At 69.0% G+C, this 17,434-nt stretch carries 15 protein-coding genes; 4 read left to right on the forward strand and 11 right to left on the reverse strand.

All coding sequences use genetic code 11. The annotated features are described in order from the left end of the window. Positions 1 to 394: 394 nt before the first annotated feature. From OG251_RS37300 to OG251_RS37310, 3 genes are read right to left on the reverse strand one after another with little or no spacing between them, the layout of a single operon-like run. Positions 395 to 649 carry a hypothetical protein gene (locus OG251_RS37300; protein ID WP_326681703.1) on the reverse strand — a complete coding sequence of 85 codons (255 nt, stop codon included), beginning with the start codon at positions 647 to 649 and terminating at the stop codon, positions 395 to 397. A gap of 17 nt (positions 650 to 666) precedes the next feature. Beyond that, positions 667 to 1,254 (reverse strand): hypothetical protein, encoded by a 588-nt coding sequence (locus OG251_RS37305; protein ID WP_326681704.1) that lies wholly within the window; start codon positions 1,252 to 1,254, stop codon positions 667 to 669. After that, complete coding sequence (locus OG251_RS37310) at positions 1,251 to 1,397, reverse strand: hypothetical protein (protein WP_326681705.1); 147 nt, start codon at positions 1,395 to 1,397, stop codon at positions 1,251 to 1,253. Before OG251_RS37310 ends, OG251_RS37305 begins: the two co-directional genes overlap by 4 nt. 550 nt (positions 1,398 to 1,947) lie before the next feature. On the opposite strand from OG251_RS37310, the gene OG251_RS37315 reads away from it, so the two are divergent. Both OG251_RS37315 and OG251_RS37320 read left to right on the forward strand, forming a co-directional pair. Next, positions 1,948 to 2,772 carry an FAD binding domain-containing protein gene (locus OG251_RS37315; RefSeq protein ID WP_326681706.1) on the forward strand — a complete coding sequence of 275 codons (825 nt, stop codon included), beginning with the start codon at positions 1,948 to 1,950 and terminating at the stop codon, positions 2,770 to 2,772. After that, positions 2,769 to 5,576 (forward strand): molybdopterin-dependent oxidoreductase, encoded by a 2,808-nt coding sequence (locus tag OG251_RS37320; protein ID WP_326681707.1) that lies wholly within the window; start codon positions 2,769 to 2,771, stop codon positions 5,574 to 5,576. Before OG251_RS37315 ends, OG251_RS37320 begins: the two co-directional genes overlap by 4 nt. Before the next feature lie 584 nt (positions 5,577 to 6,160). On the opposite strand, the gene phnE is transcribed toward OG251_RS37320, so the two are convergent. The 5 genes from phnE to OG251_RS37345 form a co-directional block, all read right to left on the reverse strand. Further along, positions 6,161 to 6,979 (reverse strand): phosphonate ABC transporter, permease protein PhnE, encoded by an 819-nt coding sequence (gene phnE, locus OG251_RS37325; protein ID WP_326681708.1) that lies wholly within the window; start codon positions 6,977 to 6,979, stop codon positions 6,161 to 6,163. Next, a complete protein-coding gene (locus OG251_RS37330) occupies positions 6,976 to 7,689 on the reverse strand; it encodes a phosphonate ABC transporter ATP-binding protein (RefSeq protein WP_326681709.1) in 714 nt (237 codons plus the stop codon). Before OG251_RS37330 ends, phnE begins: the two co-directional genes overlap by 4 nt. After that, on the reverse strand, positions 7,689 to 8,597 hold the full coding sequence (locus OG251_RS37335; RefSeq protein ID WP_326681710.1) for a phosphate/phosphite/phosphonate ABC transporter substrate-binding protein: 909 nt from the start codon (positions 8,595 to 8,597) through the stop codon (positions 7,689 to 7,691). Before OG251_RS37335 ends, OG251_RS37330 begins: the two co-directional genes overlap by 1 nt. Positions 8,598 to 8,804: 207 nt before the next feature. Beyond that, entirely contained in the window at positions 8,805 to 10,979 is a 2,175-nt protein-coding gene (locus OG251_RS37340; protein WP_326681711.1) for an alkaline phosphatase D family protein, read from the reverse strand. Positions 10,980 to 11,213: 234 nt separating this feature from the next. After that, positions 11,214 to 12,293 (reverse strand): zinc-binding dehydrogenase, encoded by a 1,080-nt coding sequence (locus tag OG251_RS37345; RefSeq protein ID WP_326681712.1) that lies wholly within the window; start codon positions 12,291 to 12,293, stop codon positions 11,214 to 11,216. Between the two features lie 300 nt (positions 12,294 to 12,593). Here OG251_RS37345 and OG251_RS37350 point away from each other — a divergent pair, with 300 nt between their 5' ends. Further along, entirely contained in the window at positions 12,594 to 13,322 is a 729-nt protein-coding gene (locus OG251_RS37350; protein ID WP_326681713.1) for a GntR family transcriptional regulator, read from the forward strand. A 523-nt stretch (positions 13,323 to 13,845) separates the two neighbouring features. Then, positions 13,846 to 14,289 (forward strand): hypothetical protein, encoded by a 444-nt coding sequence (locus tag OG251_RS37355; RefSeq protein WP_326681714.1) that lies wholly within the window; start codon positions 13,846 to 13,848, stop codon positions 14,287 to 14,289. A 605-nt stretch (positions 14,290 to 14,894) separates the two neighbouring features. Here the strand turns inward: OG251_RS37355 and OG251_RS37360 are convergent. Genes OG251_RS37360 through OG251_RS37370 form a run of 3 tightly spaced genes read right to left on the reverse strand, consistent with a single transcriptional unit; the run spans position 14,895 to position 17,328 of the window. Next, a complete protein-coding gene (locus OG251_RS37360) occupies positions 14,895 to 15,248 on the reverse strand; it encodes an STAS domain-containing protein (protein ID WP_326681715.1) in 354 nt (117 codons plus the stop codon). Further along, positions 15,245 to 16,528 (reverse strand): PP2C family protein-serine/threonine phosphatase, encoded by a 1,284-nt coding sequence (locus tag OG251_RS37365; RefSeq protein ID WP_385895075.1) that lies wholly within the window; start codon positions 16,526 to 16,528, stop codon positions 15,245 to 15,247. Before OG251_RS37365 ends, OG251_RS37360 begins: the two co-directional genes overlap by 4 nt. After that, positions 16,528 to 17,328, reverse strand: coding sequence for an alpha/beta fold hydrolase (locus OG251_RS37370; protein ID WP_326682753.1), 801 nt, complete (start codon positions 17,326 to 17,328; stop codon positions 16,528 to 16,530). The genes OG251_RS37365 and OG251_RS37370 overlap by 1 nt, the downstream gene beginning before the upstream one ends. Positions 17,329 to 17,434 lie beyond the last annotated feature (106 nt).

The raw sequence follows: 17,434 nt of genomic DNA on the forward strand, positions 1-17,434 counted from the left end.
CCTGAGCCACGGCCCCTCCCGTCGGACCTCGCACCGGGCGGCCTCCGCCGCGTGCTCCTCCAACAGGTTCTCCCCGTCACGCGGAGGTCTATCCGGAAAATTCTGCGTTCCCTACGCCCGGCAGTCTCACGTGACTCTGTCCCCCTCGTCCGCGGATCGGAGAGCGTCAGGTGAGACAGCCTCAAGACCCCGTGGGACGGGAACTTGCCGCGCTGTCCCGTCTCAGTGGATCTTGCCGGTAGCCGCAGTCGGGCGGCCGGTGCATGTCTGCCTGGGGTGCCACCGGAGCAAGCACCCCCACCTGGCTCGACGCGGAGCCCTCGAACCCGTTCTCCGGTCACCTGGCCCAAGCCTCACCTCGACGATCACGGGCGGACATCCAGATCCGCGTGCGTCACGTCTCGGCTCGGTTCACCCGCGGCACTTCGATGTCGTAGACCAGCGCATACACGATGTCCCGGGCCTGGCGGAGGTCGTAGCCCGTCGCGTCCACGATCACCTTGACCGCCCGGATGGTGTCCCCACCCAGCATGAACATGCGCGCATCGGCCTGCGCCTCGGCCGGAACAGGCAGTGCACAGGCTCGCCGTGGATCCACGCTCCGCGGGATCTTCGGCAGCCCGCCCTCCTTCTTCCTGCCCCCGAACACCTTCGGTCCCCAACCCCTCATCCGTACGACCACTTTCGCGGAGCGCATCCTACGCGGGACGGATGCCCGGGCAGATCCAACGTCCTCGCCAAAGCCGCGCAGGCGGCGTCGCCAGGAAGCCGTAGCCGACCACAGCTGCGAACCTCAGACCACAAGGATCGCCTGTGCGTGCACACCAGCCATGTGCAGAGGTGTGCACTGGCCATCCACTGGACCGGGTGGACGGCCTTCTCCGCGATCCAGTACGACTCGATGCGGGCCTTGAGTCGGGACTGCGCCACCGCGAATACGAGGTAGGGCAGTTCAGCTCCGCGGCCTTGAAGTCTGTAGATGCCGGACATGGTCTGCTCCACCGCCCCTGCCCAGTCCCCCACCTCATCCGACGCCGGGGAATGTCCCTCACGGATCTGGTCCAGCAATAGCGGTGAGACAAAGCCGCCGCCGTCCAGCGCGAGGCGGCGCAGGTTCATCCGGCGGGCACGCGCCGCGTGCTCCCTGATCCCCCGCGGGTCAGAACAGTCGACGACGCGCACCCCTTGCTCTTCAAGGTGGCCGTGCACACGATGGCGCCACGGGTACGCATAGCCCTTGCGCAGTACGGTCATGGCCTCAAGGGGAGCTCCCGGCTCGGCGAGAGAGCGAGAGAATCGACGAGATGGACCAGATCGGTCAGCAAGTGCCCGGTGAGCAGCACCGCGAAGCCCGCGAGGGGCCGGCCGCCACGCAGTTGTCCGATGGTGGAACTCATGAGTGGCTGTTCACTGGCGATCCGTTCCGCCTCCGGTTCCGGAGAGCGGCTGACGGTGCCGGATTGTCGCCCAATGGTCCAGGGAAGGCGCTGCCAGCGCTGTTCGGTGGCCCGACAACCGCAGGTTGAGGTGTAGGAGAGGCGTCGCGCCGGAATCGCGGCGGGTGGTCACCGTGTTGAATTCTCGATCTATTCGGCGTTCAATTCCCTTAGTTGTACGCGGAGACAGCCGTCTTCATCAGGCGCCCACAGGGTTCTCTTATATGACTGTATTGAATTGCATGTTCCTTATCCAAGCGTCACCGCAGAGGCCCCTTCGACAACATGGGAATGGTTTCGCGATTTCGGTGTATCCGTCCACATGCCTGGCATCGGCCGGGGAACCGACCGAGCCGGGGACAACTGATTCCTGCACGTCTGCGCCCTGGGTTTCCCGGGCGGCCCTCAGGCATTCAGCACCGTTGCCCGGCTCACCGCCCCGGCAGCGGACCGTCCTCGTGAAGGCCTGCTCGTCCTTCACCACACGTCAGCGCGAGATGAGAACCAGCTCATGGACCTGAACACGGTTCTCGAGGTGCGCGACGCGCGCCGTCATGGACCCTGGCGCCCGGGCGACGCCTGGCTCGGCGGCGGAACGTACCTCTTCTCGGAGCCACAGCCACAACTGCGTCGGCTGGTGGATCTGAGCCGTATGGGCTGGGAGCCTGTCCAATTGCTGTCCGATGGCTCGGTGGAGATCGCGGCCACATGCACGATCACACAACTGTCCCGCTTCGGCCGGACACTCGACGCGGAAGCCGCCCCTCTCTTCGAGCAGTGCTGCCGGGCGTTCCTGGCCTCGTTCAAGATCTGGAACAGGGCGACCGTCGGCGGGAACCTGTGCACGGCTCTGCCCGCGGGGCCCATGATCTCGCTGACCACCGCGCTCGACGGCGCGTGTCTGCTCCAGGCGCAGAAGGGCACCCTGCGCAGCGTGCAGGTCGTCGACTTCATCACCGGCGCGGGCCAAAAGGATCTCGGTGAGGGCGAACTGCTCCGTGCGGTGACGCTCCCCGCGCGAGCGCTGAGGTCGCGTACGGCGTTCCGGCAAGCGTCGCTCCACGGGCTCGGACGCTCCGGCGCCCTTGTCATCGGGGCGCGGGAGCCTGGGGAGGACGCGCTGTCCCTCACCATCACGGCCGCGACCCGACGCCCCTTCCGCCTCAGCTTCGAACTGCCCTGCGGTGAAGCTGAGCTGCGTGCGGCGATCACGGCGGCCGTAGGGGCATCCGACTGGCTCGACGACATCCACGGACTCCCTGAGTGGCGGCGGCACATGGTCCTGCGGCTCGCCGGGCAGGTCTGTCACGAACTCACCCGAGGGGGTGTGCGATGAGCTTCAGCATCCATGTGAACGACCAGTGCTTCGACTCCGCGCCCCGTCCCGGCCAGTGCTTGCGGACGTATCTGCGCGAATGCGGCTGGTTCGGGGTGAAGACGGGCTGTGATGCCGGGGACTGCGGAGCCTGCACGGTCCATGTGGATGGCGAGCCGGTGCACAGCTGCCTGTACCCGGCAGTACGCGCCGAAGGCCGCAGCGTGACTACCGTTGAGGGCCTGGCGGCTCCCGAGGGGGAACTCCACTCGGTACAGAAGAAGTTCCTCGATGCTCAGGGCTTCCAGTGCGGCTTCTGCACCGCCGGATTCCTGATGACGACGGCCTCGCTGGAGGCCGAGCAGGGCAGCGAGCATGACGACGGCAAGCTGGACGACCTGCCGCGCGCCTTCAAGGGCAACCTCTGCCGCTGCACCGGATACCGCGCCATCGAGGACGCCGTGCGGGGCGTACGGCACACCGAACCCGCGCGTGCGGGTTCGGCCGTGGGCAAGAGTCCGGGTGCGTCTGCGGGCCCGCAGGTGGTAACCGGCACCGCCCGCTACACCTTCGACGTCGAGGTGCCCGGCCTGCTCCATATGAAGTTGCTGCGCTCCCCGCACCCGCACGCCCGGATCGTGTCCATCGATACCTCCGAGGCACTTCGGGTGCCGGGCGTGCGAGCCGTCCTGACATACGAGGACGCGCCCACGACGCTGTACTCGTCGGCCCGGCACGAACATCCCAGCGTGGATCCCGACGACACGCGCGTCCTCGACGACACTGTTCGCTTCGTCGGCCAGCGCGTCGCCGCCGTCGTCGCCGACAGCGAGCAGGACGCCGAGGAGGGCTGCCGCCGCGTCATGGTGTCGTACGGCCAACTCCCCTACGTCATCGACGCGGAGGAGGCGATGGCACCTGGCGCCCCCGCCCTGCACGCCGGCAAGGGCCCGGAGACGCGAATCGCCTGCGCCGAGAGCAACGTGGCCGCTGAGGTACACGGTGAAATCGGCTGCGTCGACGACGGTTTCACCGAAGCCGCCGTCGTGCACGAAGGAACCTTCCGCACGCAGCGCGTGCAACACGCAAGTCTGGAGACGCTCGGCTGCGTCGCGTACTTCGAGCCGAAAGAGGACGGTACCGGTGAGCGCCTGACGATCCGCTCCTCCACGCAGACCCCCTTCCTGACGCGCCGCGCGATCTGCGCCCTGTACGGGCTCGGCGAGGACGAGGTCCGAGTCGTCGCGGGGATCGTGGGAGGCAGCTTCGGTGGCAAACAGGAAATGCTCACCGAGGACATCGTCACGCTGGCCGCGCTGAAACTGCGCCGGCCGGTGAAGCTGGAGTACACCCGCGCCGAGCAGTTCCACGGGGCGACAACCCGCCACCCGTTCACCATCGACATCAAGATCGGTGCCCACTGGGATGGCACGTTGACCGCAATCCAGCTGCGGGTGGTCTCCAACACCGGCGCCTACGGCAACCACGGGCCTGCCGTGTTGTGCACCAGCGTCGGCGAGTCGTTGGCCATGTACCGCGCACCGCACAAGAAGGTCGATGCGTTCTCGGTGTACACCAACGTCGTCCCGGCGGGCGCATTTCGGGGGTACGGGCTCGGCCAAGTGACATTCGCCCTCGAGTCGGCGATGGACGAACTGGCCCGGCGTCTCGACATGGACCCGCTGACCCTGCGGGAAAGGAACGTCATCAGGCCCGACGAGCACATGCTGAGCCCGATCGGTGAAGAGGAAGAGGACCTGAGCATCGCTTCCTACGGCCTCGACCAGTGCCTGGCCGCGATCCGCAGGGCCAGCGCCGAGGACCACAGCGCCGGCAACGCACCGGATGGATGGCTGACCGGCCAGGGCGCTGCCCTGACCATGGTCGCCACCGGCCCACCGGGCGGCCACTACGCCGACGCCGCCATCAGCCTGCTCCCTGACGGAACGTACGACCTCGCCGTCGGCACGGCCGAATTCGGCAACGGCACCGTCACCGTCCACAGGCAGATCGCAGCCGACGCGCTCCGCACCACCATGAACCGGATCACCGTCCGACACTCCGACACCGACATCGTCCGCCACGACACCGGCGCGTTCGGTTCAACAGGCACCTTCGTGGCCGGCAGAGCAGTGCTGCTCGCAGCGGAAGGGCTCGCCGAACGTTTGCAGAGCTTCGCGGCCCGGTACACGGGCGTGGCCGAGCACATGTGCGTACTCGGCTCCGAGACCGTCGACTGCGCGGGCCGGACTCTCACACTGGAAGAGCTCCACGAAGCAGCCCACAGCGCCTGCGCGCCGGAGGCTACCGCCGCGCACGGACACTGGAGCGGCAGCCCTCGCTCGGTGGCCTTCAACGCCCACTGGTTCCGGATCGCCGTCGACCCGGACACCGGCGAGATGAGGATCCTGCGCAGCGTCCACGCCGCCGACGCCGGCAAGGTGATGAATCCCGTCCAGTGCCGCGGCCAGGTCGAGGGCGGAGTCGCCCAGGCACTGGGTGCCACGCTCTTCGAAAGCGTACGGCTCGACGAACGCGGTGAGGTGACCACAGAAGGCTTCCGGAGCTACCGTCTGCCCCAGTTCGCCGACGTGCCGCGCACTGAGGTCCATTTCTCGGAGACCAACGATGTGATCGGCCCACTCGGTGCCAAGTCGATGAGCGAGAGCCCATTCATCCCGGTGGCCCCCGCCTTCGCCAACGCCCTGCGCGACGCCACCGGCATCCGATTCACCGAACTGCCGCTGACCCGCGACCGCGTCTGGCTGGCCATCGACCAGTGGGCCCGCGCTCGGAGCTCACCGTCCGAAACACACGGGGCGTAGGCAGTGTAGTGTCCCAGGGTTTCCGGACAGCCACTGACACACTCCCTGCGCGAGTAGTAGGCAAGTCCTGCGGGTGCGTGGGGTTGACGGGTCAGCGTTTGCGTTTGCGTTTGCGGGTGAGGCTGGCTCTTGCAGTGTTACGGACTCGTCGAAGTGTGCCCCGCAGTTCCGGCGGTGCCGGGCGCCGGTTGGTCAGGAACGGTATCCCCAGTTCACCCAGAGCGCCGTGGGGCCGCACGGGGGGCAACGCTCAACGTCCCTGATGTCATGAAGGGGCTCCCTGCCACCTGGGACGTGGTTTGGATTCCTTGCTGATCCGTGAGCGTGCTCGAAGGAGCGGCCCGAGGAACCCTGCCTTCGGCTTTCGCCGCCGCAGCCCGAACTCCCGGGCCGCCCCGCCTTTCCCGGATTGCTGAGACCTCGTTCCCACCGCTGCGGTCACGGAGCCGACCACGGCGGAACGCCTCCCCCCTCGGCCTCCGGCGCCGGCTTGCCCATGAGACCGAAGCCGGAGCCATGTCCCGACACGTGACGAACACGCCCGGGACCGCAGACCCGGGCGCCTCGGCTGTCGTGGCCGACGGTCAGGCAAGGCGCAGCCGCACCCATGCCGACAGCCGGTCGACAGCGACGATCAGGACCAGCACCACCATGATGTGGGTCAGCATCTCGTCGAACTGGAACAGCTTGATCGACTGGTTGATCAGGAAGCCGATCCCGCCCGCGCCGACGAGGCCGAGTACCAGGGACGCACGTACATTGACGTCGAGCCGGTACAGCAGCAGTCCGATCAGCTGGGGCATCACGGTGGGCAGCAGGGCGTGCGCCGCTATCTGGATCCGGCCCGCACCCGCTGATCTCAGGGCCTGGACCGGACCGGGATCGGCGTCCTCCAGCGCCTCCGCCCACAGCTTGCCCATCACACCGATGTTGTGGAGAAGCAACGCCAGTACGCCGGGGAAGGGCCCGAGTCCAACGGCGGTGACGAAGATCAGGGCGAAGACCACATCGGGTACGGCACGCAGGAACGACAACAGGGAGCGCGCCGCCTGGTAGACAGCCGCCGAGGGTGCGGTGCCGCGTGCCGCGAGCAGGGCCAGGAGGAGCGAGAACGGCACGGACAGGGTCGTGCCGAGCAGCCCGATCCACAGAGTGACCAGAGCGCCGTTGAGACTGGGTTCCAGGACGCCCCAGCTCAGATCGGGCGGGATCGCGTCGCCCAGGAAGTCCGCGATGCCGCCCCAGCCTTCGGCCAGCGCGCCGAAGGACATGTCGGTGGTGTTCCACGCGACGACATGAGCGGTGATCAGCACGGCGGTGACGGCGGCGCCGATCGCCGCGGCCCGCGGCCGGGCCGGCTTCGCCGGGACGGGCAGCCCTCGTGGCTCGCTGAGATCGATCATGACACGGCCTCCACAACGGCGGACTGGTACAGGGCGTCGACGTTCTGGCCGGGTGTCCCGTCCAGGATCACCCTGCCGTCTCGCAGACCGACCACGCGGTCGGCGTGGCGCGCGGCGAGCGAGGGCTGGTGCAGGACGGCGAGGACGGCCAGGCCCGCGTCATGGGCGAGTTCGGCCAGCAGCGCGAGTACCTGCTCGGACGCGGCCGGGTCCAGTGCGGACACCGGTTCGTCGGCCAGCAGGACGCGGGGGCGCTGGCACAGGGCACGGGCCAGGGCGACGCGCTGCTGCTGGCCACCGGAGAGGCGGCCCGCGCGTTCGTGCGCACGGTCGGCGAGACCCACCCGGTCCAGGCAGGCCATCGCCTCCTCCCGCAGCGCGCGCGGGAACAGGGCGGGAACCAGCGAGTGCCGCAGCCGAAGCCGGCCGAGGGCGCCGGCACACACGTTCTCCAGGACGCTGCGCCGGCGCACGAGGTGGATGTGCTGGAAGACCACGGCGATGTCCAGCGCTCCGCACGTCCTGCCGTCGATGTGTACGCTGCCCGCAGCCATCGGCTCCAGCCCGGCGGCCGCTCGCAGCAGCGTCGACTTGCCGGAGCCGTTGGCCCCGAGCACGGCGAGCAGTTCACCGCGGGCGACGTCCACGTCCACCCCGTGCAGCACCTGCCGGTCGCCGTACCGCACGGTGATCCCGGACAGTGCGAGCATCAGACGTCCTTCTCGGTCAGGTGGAGGGTGGCGGCCAGGTCGAACAGCGGCTGATACGTGGACTTGTCGACGGCGATCAGTGGCGCCGGCGGGTCGACGTCGAGGAGGGCGCCGATCTTGCCGACCTTGTCCGGCGGCAGCTTCAGCAGGGCGTCGGTGACGGCCTTCTTGAACTCGGCGTCCAGGTCGCCGCGGACGGTGATCGGGTCGTTCGGGATCGGGTCGGAGCCCCATACCTTGCGGAACTCGGACGCGTCGAAGGTGCCCGAGGCGGTGGCGCTCGCCAACTGCTGGGAGTTGATCTCGGCGGCGTCGACCGTGCCCTTGGAGAGGGCGAGCAACGCCTCCGGGTGACCTCCCGCGTAGTTGACCTTGACGTCGTCCTTCTTCAGGCCGGCGTCGAGCATCGCCTTGCGCGGCAGGGCGTCACCCGATGTCGATCCGACGGATGCCAGCGCGAGGGAGTGCCCCTTGAGGCCGCCCACCGATGTGATGCCGGAGTCCTTCGGCACCCAGATGCCGGCGGTGTAGCTGGACACCTGGCCCTTGCCGTCGCCGAACGAGGCGATGGCCTCGGCATCTGCCCGTCCACTGGCGAAGACGTAGCCGAGGGGGCCGAACATGGCGATGTCGAGCTTGCCGTTCTCCATGGCGAGGACCTCGGCGGAGTAGTCCTCGGTGATGGTCAGCTCCACCTCGCAGTCCAGGCTCTCACCGAGGGCGTCGGCGAGGACCTCGGCGGCCGGAGTGAGCTTGGCGGGGTCCTCGAAGGGCTCCACACCGAAGCGGATCTTGCCGCCTGGGCAGGTGACGGACTCGGCCGCGTCAGAACTGCCGCCGCATGCGGTCAGGGACAGCGCGGCGACGACGGCGAGCGAGGTGGCAAGGGTAAATGCGCGGACGGGCACGGTGAACTCCGGGTTCGAGGGCAGCAAGGGGGAAGGACGCCATATGTACGGGGTGGGGGGAGTCGCTCGCCGGGGCGGCTGTGGCCAACGTGTCAGGCACAGCCACCCCGGTCAACACTTGTATCGACAGGTTGCCAACTGTTCATCTGTGAGTCGGCAGTGGGTTGTCCGGCCTACCGGAGAGCGCGGGGAGACCGGGGACGGGGGTCAGTGGTGGCTGCGTCCGCGACCGTCGTCGGCGTGCTTCCCGCCCCCGCCGTGGTGGGGACGGGCAGGACGCCTCGGGTAGGAGGTGTGGCCGAGCTCGGCCGCGGTACGGGTCACTTCGAAGAGACGCTCGCCTTCGCGGTTGATCCAGGTCGCCGTGAGGGTCGGCATGTCGAGCGTCGTGTCGGCGACCAGCTTGAGGAAGACATGCGGTTCGACAGCGCTGTGCACCAGGTAGGGGCTGGGCACGTTGAGGCTGGGGATGGTGCTGTCATGCAGGGGGCTGACGATGAACTGCCACAGGTCGTAGCCGACACGGGGGCCGTAGCTCAGGGCACGGGAGACGTGGATGTCCCCGCCGACCAGGAAGCAGCCCGGGATCTCCTCCGCGGCGATGAAGTCGTAGATCGCGTCCCGCTCGTAGGAGTAGGTGGCCCAGTCGTCCTTCTCCGCGTTCTGCTTGTCGTCCCAGATCATGCCGGTGGCGATGGCCTTGAAGGGCGCCGTGCTCCTGCGCAGCTGCTTGCGGAACCAGTCCCACTGCACCGTCCCCAGGCAGGTCACCTGGCTGCTGTCGGCCCAGCTCGGTGCGGTACGGCTGAACCAGCGCGGGTCCAGCAGGAAGACCTCGACGGGGCCCCGGCGGAAAGATGTATAGACACCCTCTCCGTCCGTCCGCTGCCGCAGGATCTTCCCGTCCGCCGTCTGCCCGAAGGTGGGGTTGGCACGGTAGTTGACGAAGGCGGTGCGGTTCTGGCGTTTGCTCTTGTAGTCGCCGTGGAAGTCGTTGCCGCCGAAGTCGTGGTCGTCCCAGGTGGCCCAGACCGGCATGGACGAGACCAGCCGGGAGATCTCCGGCTGAACCAGGAACGTACGGTGTTTCCGGCGCGCCACTTCGAGGTCCGAGCTGTCGACGTACGGAGTGTCGCCGAGCATGACGAAGCTGTCGCAGCCCTCGTCCATGATCGCCGTCCATACGTGGTCGGGGACCGACGGGCCGCACGAACCCATCCCCATGGTGACCACGGACGGCCTGTCCGGGTCGGGCGAGGTGGTGAACGATCCCGTCATCGGAGCGAAGCCGGCCGCCTCCTTCACCGGAGTGAGAGCGAACTCGTACGCCGTGTCGGGTGCCAGACCCCGCAGTTGGGCGATCAGTGTGTTGTCGTTGCCGGGGTCGACAGCGGTGGTGACGGTGCGCCAGTTCCGGTGCCCCTTGCGGCCCAGCTCCCGGTAGGCGCAGTTCCAGCGGGAGTAGAGCGAGGGGTCGAGGCCGGGGCGGGCCCAGATCCGGGCGTTACCGGGTTCGGTGTGGCCGACCATCGGTCCGACCGGCTGCTCGGGCGGCATCGGTGTCGGCACCACGGCGGGTGCCGTGCCGCTGCGCACAGAGGCGACGTAACCCGCCAGCGCGGTGAAGAACGCCTCGCTGTCCGCCACCGCCTGGGCCGGCTGCACCACCGCCCCAGCACTGTTGCGGATCTTGTCCACGGTCAGGCTGGTGACGAGGAACCGACCGGCCCCGAACTGGCCCTCCAGCAGCGCGGGAGGGAACCCGGAGGCGGAGCAGGCCATCAGCACCCGCATCGAACTCCACCGCTGAACCGTCTCGTAGCTCACCCGGGGACTGGCGTTCCGGCCGGTGAAGAGTCTGCCGTTGCTGACACGAAGTCCCTTCACGAGCGGGTGGCCCACGTCGACCGGGTGGATGGTGTCGAAGTCCGCGTCGCTGCGCACGGCGGACACGCCACTGGGCAGATAGGCAACCGCGGCGCCGTACTGGTCGGACTGCGCCAGGTCCAGCACGACCCGGCGGTCGGCGACGAACCGGCGCAGGGAGTCGGCCTGGTCGGCGACGTAGTCGAGGTAGCCATCGCTGTTGTTCGTGAAGGTACCGAAGGCGATCAGGTCGACCTGCCGCGGCTGTTCGTCGGCCGGCAGCGTCAGGTCGAGCGGCACGACCTCGAAGCCTGCCTTCCGCAGCAGTTCGGCCAGCCCCAGGGCCTTCGTCCAGGAGTCCTCGTACTCCAGGACGGCGGCGCGCAGCGGGGCGGGATCGTCCGCGGCACGCGGCGTGCCACCGGCGGCGAACGCCGGAGTGGCGGCACCGGCCGTGAGAGCGGCGGCGACACCGCCCGTCAGTATCTTCCGTCTGTCCAGACCGTTGTCCGGCATCTCTGTCTCCTTCGGAACGTGGTCTCCGTATCCGCCTCAGGCGGATACGGAGACCGGGGGGTGGGCGCCCGTCTCGGGGCCTGTGCCGCAGACGCTGGCAGAGCGAGCGACAGGCGACAATAGCTTGTATCGACAAGTCATTCGGAGTTCACGCAGACCGTCGACGCGCTGCGCGATGTTCACCCGCGCCGGCATCATGTGCTCCTGCCCGGGGTCCGCAGGGCCCGGGCAGGTTCAGCCCAGTCCCGGCAGAACGGCCTGGCGTGGGGCATCCGCTCCCTGGGCAGCCCGTACGGCCGTGCCGAGATCTCTCAGGGAATGGGCCCCTTCCACCAGTTCGGCGAAGGGGTGGGCGGCGTGGCGGGCGGCAAGGAACGCGACGGCCGTATGGAGGTCGGCGGGCCGGTAGTTGTGCACCCCGGTGACGGTGCGCAGGCCCCGCACCAGCCACTCGGGGTCGACGGGGACGGCGTCCGACGGGGAGACCGAGCCGGCCAGCACGGCGGTCCCTCCGATGTCGAGGGCGGACAGGCACGCCCGGACCGCTTCCGTGCGGCCCGACAGTTCCAGGGTGATGTCGGCCGGGCCCGACGGTTCACTCACGTCCAGCACTCGGGCGGCCCCGAACTGTCCGGCGCGCGCCCGCCGGGCCGGTGACGGATCGACGGCGGTCACGCGGGCGCCCTTCAGGGCCGCCATCGCCACCGCTGTCAGGCCGAGCATGCCCGCGCCGGTGACCAGCACCTCGCGCCCCTCCAGGGGGCCGGCGGCCGCGATGGCGGCGGCCACGGTGGCGGTCGCGCAGGACGCCGGGGCGGCGACCGCGTCCGGCAACCCTTCGGGCACCGCGACGATGGCAGTCCCCGGCAGCAGTACGCAGTGAGTGGCGAACCCGCCCGTCAGGGGAGCCTGTTCGTCCAGCGACTCGTGCCCGTACTTGCGCAGGTCACGACACTTCTGCGGATGGTCGCGCAGACAGCGCGGGCAGGTCCCGCAGGAGGCGGTGACCGACCACACCACCCGCATCCCCGGCACCACCGCAGTGCCGTCCACACACGACGGCGCCCCCGGCCCCACTGCCAGCACGGTGCCCACCTGTTCGTGCCCCAGCAGGGCCGGAACCGGGGACGGCCGCTTGCCGTTCACGGTGTGCAGGTCGCTGCCGCACACCGTGGCCAGGTCGATGCGCACCAGCACCTCGCCCTCGTCCGGCGACCCGGGGGTGGTGGTGGTCACCAGCGTGAACGGCCGGCCGACCCCGTCCCAGCGGGCGTAGCGGACGGCGAGAAGTCCGTCGGAGATGGTCCCAGGCATCGCGTCACCCAATCGTCACGATCACTTGTCAGTGAATAGACCACCTGTATAGACATCTTTTCGAAGCCGGGGCAAAACTCTGGATGAACAGTGGATGCAGAGGCTGTTCGCCGGCCGGCTCCCGCCTGGTCGTACCCAAGGTCCGGGGCCGGCCCCACGGCCGGTCGAACCACGCGTGACAGACGGGCAGTCCAGTGCGAATCACCCGGAATTTCCCGAGGCGACAGAGGCGGGGAGGACCCGTACGGCAGGCCGGCCCGGGACCGAAGGAACGGGGGCGAGACCTGTAGGGTCAAGTTCATGGCCACCCCTCTGCACCGGACCATCGCAGCCGAACTCCGTCATCGGATTCGTTCCGGGAACCTCGCGGTCGGCGGGTCGCTGCCGTCCGAGTCCCAGCTCTGCGAAGAGTTCTCGGCGTCGCGGGGGCCTGTCCGGCAGGCCCTCGCGACCTTGCGTGACGAGGGGGTCATCGGTGGCGGGCAGGGCAAGCGGGCGGTGGTGCTGGACGATGTGCCCACCCAGCCGTTCGAGTCGTTCCTGTCCTTCACCCGCCGTGCGGAACTGACCGGCTACTCCCCCGGTCAGAAGCTGCAGGAGATCGCCCTGCGCCGCCCCGAACCGGAGATCGCCGCGGCTCTGCAGATCAATCCGGACGACCTCGCGGTCCAGCTCGTCAGACTGCGCCTGCTCGATGGGCGCCCCGCGATGCTGGAACGCATGACGTACGTCGAGTCTGTGGGCCGCCCATTGATCTCCGCGGACCTGGACGCCGGTTCCATCTACGCCCTGCTCACCGAGCAGGGCGTGGATCTGCACTCGGCCCGGCACACGTTCGACGCCGTACCCGCCAACACGCTGGACGCGAAGCTGCTGGATGTCTCCGAGGGCTTCCCGCTGCTGAGGGAGCGACGCCTGACGACGGATTCCCTGGGCACTCCTGTCGAATGGTCCGAGGACCGCTACCGTTCGGACACCGCCACGGTGACGGTCACCAATACCCGCAGTTCCCGCACCGCCATGCTCTGAGCCTGTCCCGTCGTCCAAGCATGGGTCCAAGCCTGCCCTTCGTACGATCAGCGGCCCCGGGGGTTCTGGGCATGGCTGTGAGCCGGTCACCGTTCACGGCTCAGCCGGATCGCGACGGGAGCTTCGCCGGTGCGTGCCCGACCCTCCGGATCGCCCGGCACCTCCGCATGGCCGTCGCGCCCCACGGCCGGTCCGGGCGGTGGCAGACGCTGGTGCCGGTGAACCGGCCGTCCACGCCGACCCGCTACGGGCAGCTCAGCAAGGCGCAGAAGTACGCCCCGGGAACGCCCCTCTGCGTTGCCCCGGATCTCCGGAATGCCCGTCGCAGGAGCGGCGCACCCGGTACGCAGTCGCACTCGTAACTCGGCGGTGAGGGCACGAAGATCCCATGGAGGTACGGGATTTGACCCTTCACGCTGCCTCCACACATACTGGGGACCAGTGCAATATCACATTGCACCTGCATCCTGAGTGCATCAGTGATGCCAATGAACAACGCCTCCGAACAGAGAGAACTGCCCTCATGTCTCGTATCGCTCTGCTCGCTGCCGCGGCCGTGGGCCTGGCCTTATCCGGCGCGGCCCCGGCCACCGCCGCGCATGCCCCCACCACCGCCACCGTGACGTGCGGTCCGTCAGCCCTCCGGGTGGGCTTGTCGACCAAGGTGTGTGCCGAAGTCACCGGCAACAGCGTGCAGTTGATCGGCCGGATAAGCCTGGCGGGTCCGCCCAGCCCGGGCTCCACGCTCCCGGTCAAGGACCTGACCACGACCCTCACCGGCAACGCCGTCGGCGGCACCTCCCTCGGCCACCTGGTGCAGCCGGTCCGTTTCCAAGCCTCGACCACCCAGGTCCGTGGCGTCGGCGGCACCGTCCCCTGCGGCTCGACCGTCCACGCCGAGTTCACCTCATCCGCCCTCGGCCACCCCTCCAGCCCGGTGACCCTGGACGTTCCGGTCACCTGCTGACGAGCATCCGACGCCATGAGCGGGCTCCGCGGCCGGAACCGGACGCGGAGCCCGCCAGGGCGGGGAGCCGGTCTTGCGGGTCCGGCAATCCGACGGCACCCCGCCTGCCGGTGGTGATGAACTGACGGCCGATGTGGCGGACCGCTTCCCGCAACACCGCATCATGGGGGTCTCCGACCTGGTCCGGATCTGTGCAGGGGCTCATCGCCGTACTGCTACTGACCGGTCTCGCCGAGGTTCCGTATCCGGCCCTGCCGATGATCGTGTTCGGCAGGGCCGGATACGTTCTTCATGCCCGCGTCCACGGGGGCTGATGCCGCTGGTGCTCGGTCCTGACCGGCTGCGGGAGGCGACTGGCCTGCGCGTGTTCCTCCTGACGCCGGACGCCCCCTGACCTTCGCGATCAGTGCCGCGTGTCTGGGCCGTCCGAGGCCCCGCGAAAGGCAGTCGAGCCTGAGTGGGGCGGTGCGGCAAGCTGGTCGGTGGTGGTCGCAGCCTTCGGCATCGGGCCATCGTCGGCGGTGTACGCGCCTCCAGGCAACGCCCGAAGGGTTCCGGAGAGGGACACCACCGAATCCCTCGGCCGACTGCTGCTCAGGGCAGTATCAGCCGGCGACGGAACCGCGGCCGGTAGCCGTCGCGGCGTCCGGGTGGATGGTGAAGACCTGGTCCAGACCGACGATTCGCAGGATTCGGGCGGTGTTGGCGGGGACCGCAGCCAGAGCTATGCCACCACCTTGTTCGATGGCCAGGCTTCTGGCCGCCAGCAGAGCGCTGATCCCGCTGGAGTCGCAGAAGTCCAGGCCGGCCAGATCCAGAACCAGTTGTTGCCCCGCCGCAACGGTGAGGCCCTCCACTGCCTTGCGCAGTCCGGGCGCCGTCGCATGGTCGAGATCACCGGTGATCTCCAGTACGGGTCCGGTGTCGGCGTCACGGGTGATGATCGTCAGTGGGCTCATGTCAGGTTGTCACTCACCGTGGTGGGAAGCGGGGCGGGCACGCCGAGGGCGAGCAGCGCGGTGTCGTCGTCGAGTCCGTCGCCGAAGGAGGCGAGCAGTCGGCCCAGGGCGTTGATCAGGGCCTGCGGGCCCTGTGCGGGCTGGGCGGCGCTGAAGGTGCGCAGGGCTTCGTCGCCGTACAGTTCCCGGTCTGGTCCGGTGCGGGCTTCGGTCAGGCCGTCGGTGTACAGAAGCAGGGTGTCGCCGGGGAGCAGTCGGGTGCGGGCGGCGGTGAAGGAGGCTTGGGGCAGGACGCCGATGAGCATCCCGCCGGGGGTGGGGAGGTAGTCGGTGCTGCCGTCGGCGCGTTGGATCAGGGCGGAGGGGTGCCCGCCGGAGGCCAGGTGCACGTTGACGCGGCCGTCGCCGTCGGGTTCGAGGACGCCGAATATGGCGGTGCAGTAGCGGCCCTCGCCGCTGGTGTAGCGCTCGTGCAGCACCGTGTTCAAGGTGGTCAGCGCGGTGATCGGGTCGGCGTCGTGCAGGGCGGCGGCGCGCAGGGTGTAGCGGGCCAGCGAGGTGACCGCGGCGGCCTGGGGGCCCTTCCCGCACACGTCGCCGAGGAAGAACGCCGACCGCCCGGCGTCCAGAGGGAAGAGGTCGTAGAAGTCTCCGCCCAGCAGATCCGGGGAGGCCGTGTGGTAGTAGGAGCCGGCTTCCAGGCCCGGAACCGCGGGCAGGGCGGAGGGCAGCAGGCTCTGCTGGAGGACGGCGAGCGCCTCTTGGAGCCGGGCACGGTCGGCCTCGGACTGCCGACGGGCTTCCTCGGCAGCCTGGCGGGCGCGCAGCAGTTCCGTCTCGTAGGCGCGGCGGTCACGGGCGTCGAAGAGGGTGGTGCGGATCAGCAGGGGCTCGCCGTCCTCGCTGGTCTTCACCTTCGAGGTGACCAGCACCGGCATCCGCTCGCCGGCGGCTCTGATGTCCATGGCGATGCCGCCGGCCTCGCCCTTCATCTGGAGCAGCGGGGCGAAGTGCGTCTCGTGATACAGCCTGCCGCCCACGGTCAGCAGGTCCGTGAACCGCATCCGTCCCACCACCCGGGAGCGGTCCAGGCCCAGCCACTCCAGCAGCGTGTTGTTGATCTTCGCGATGGTGCCGTCCATCAGCGTCGACAGATACCCGCACGGAGCCTGCTCGTACAGCTCCTCGGCACTGTCCTCCAGCAGCGAGGTGAACATCGCGTCCGTGGCGTCCGCGTCCTCCTCGCCCGGTTCAGGGATCTTGTCGGTGCGGCGCATCATCAGGCGGTTCCGACGAAGGCGACGACCGCTGCGGCTGTGGCATGGGGCGCGCTCAATTGCGGGCAGTGCCCCGTCGCCTCCAGGGTGACCAGGCGGCTGCCGGGGATGGCGTCGCGAACGTAGGCGCCGACTTCGCGGGGGGCGATCACGTCCTGCCGGGACTCCAGGATCAGGGTCGGCACCGTGACCGTCTTGAGGTCCTCGCGGCTGTCGGACAGGAACGTCGTGCGGGCGAAGACTCGGGCCATGTCCGGGTCGGTCGCGCAGAACGAGGCGGTCAGTTCCCGGCCGAGTTCGGGCCGGTCATCGTTGCCCATGATGACGGGTGCCATCGCCGCCGACCAGCCCAGATAGTTCGACTCCAAGGACTCCAGCAGCTCGTCGATGTCCTCCGCGCCGAATCCGCCCCGGTAGCCGTCGTCGTCGATGTAGCGGGGCGAGGGGGCAACCATCACCAGGCGGGAGATGCGCTCCGGCACCTGCGCCGCCGCGAGCACCCCCACCATCGCGCTGACCGAATGCCCCACGAACGTCACATCCCGCAGGTCCAGCTCCTCGGCCACCTCAAGCACGTCCTGGGCGTAGCCCTCCAGGGAGCTGTAGCGCCGCTCATCCCAGGCTGAAGGGTTCGCCCGGCCCGAGCCCACGTAGTCGAAGAGCACCACCCGGTAGTTCTCGGCCAGCGTCGGCGTGACCAGGCGCCACATGTTCTGATCGCAGCCGAACCCGTGCGCCAGCAGGAGCACCGGCCCGTCCGCACGGCCTGTGACGGTGACGTTGTTCCTGCGACGGATATCCATACTCACCAGTTTCCCATCCTCCGCCCCGCACAAGAGCGCACAGGAGCGTGGGCCTACCCACACCTGGCGACCTCGCCGGGAACGGCTCGCCCGCGCCCCCGGACGT

This window comes from Streptomyces sp. NBC_01237, from assembly GCF_035917275.1.
Taxonomy (GTDB): domain Bacteria; phylum Actinomycetota; class Actinomycetes; order Streptomycetales; family Streptomycetaceae; genus Streptomyces.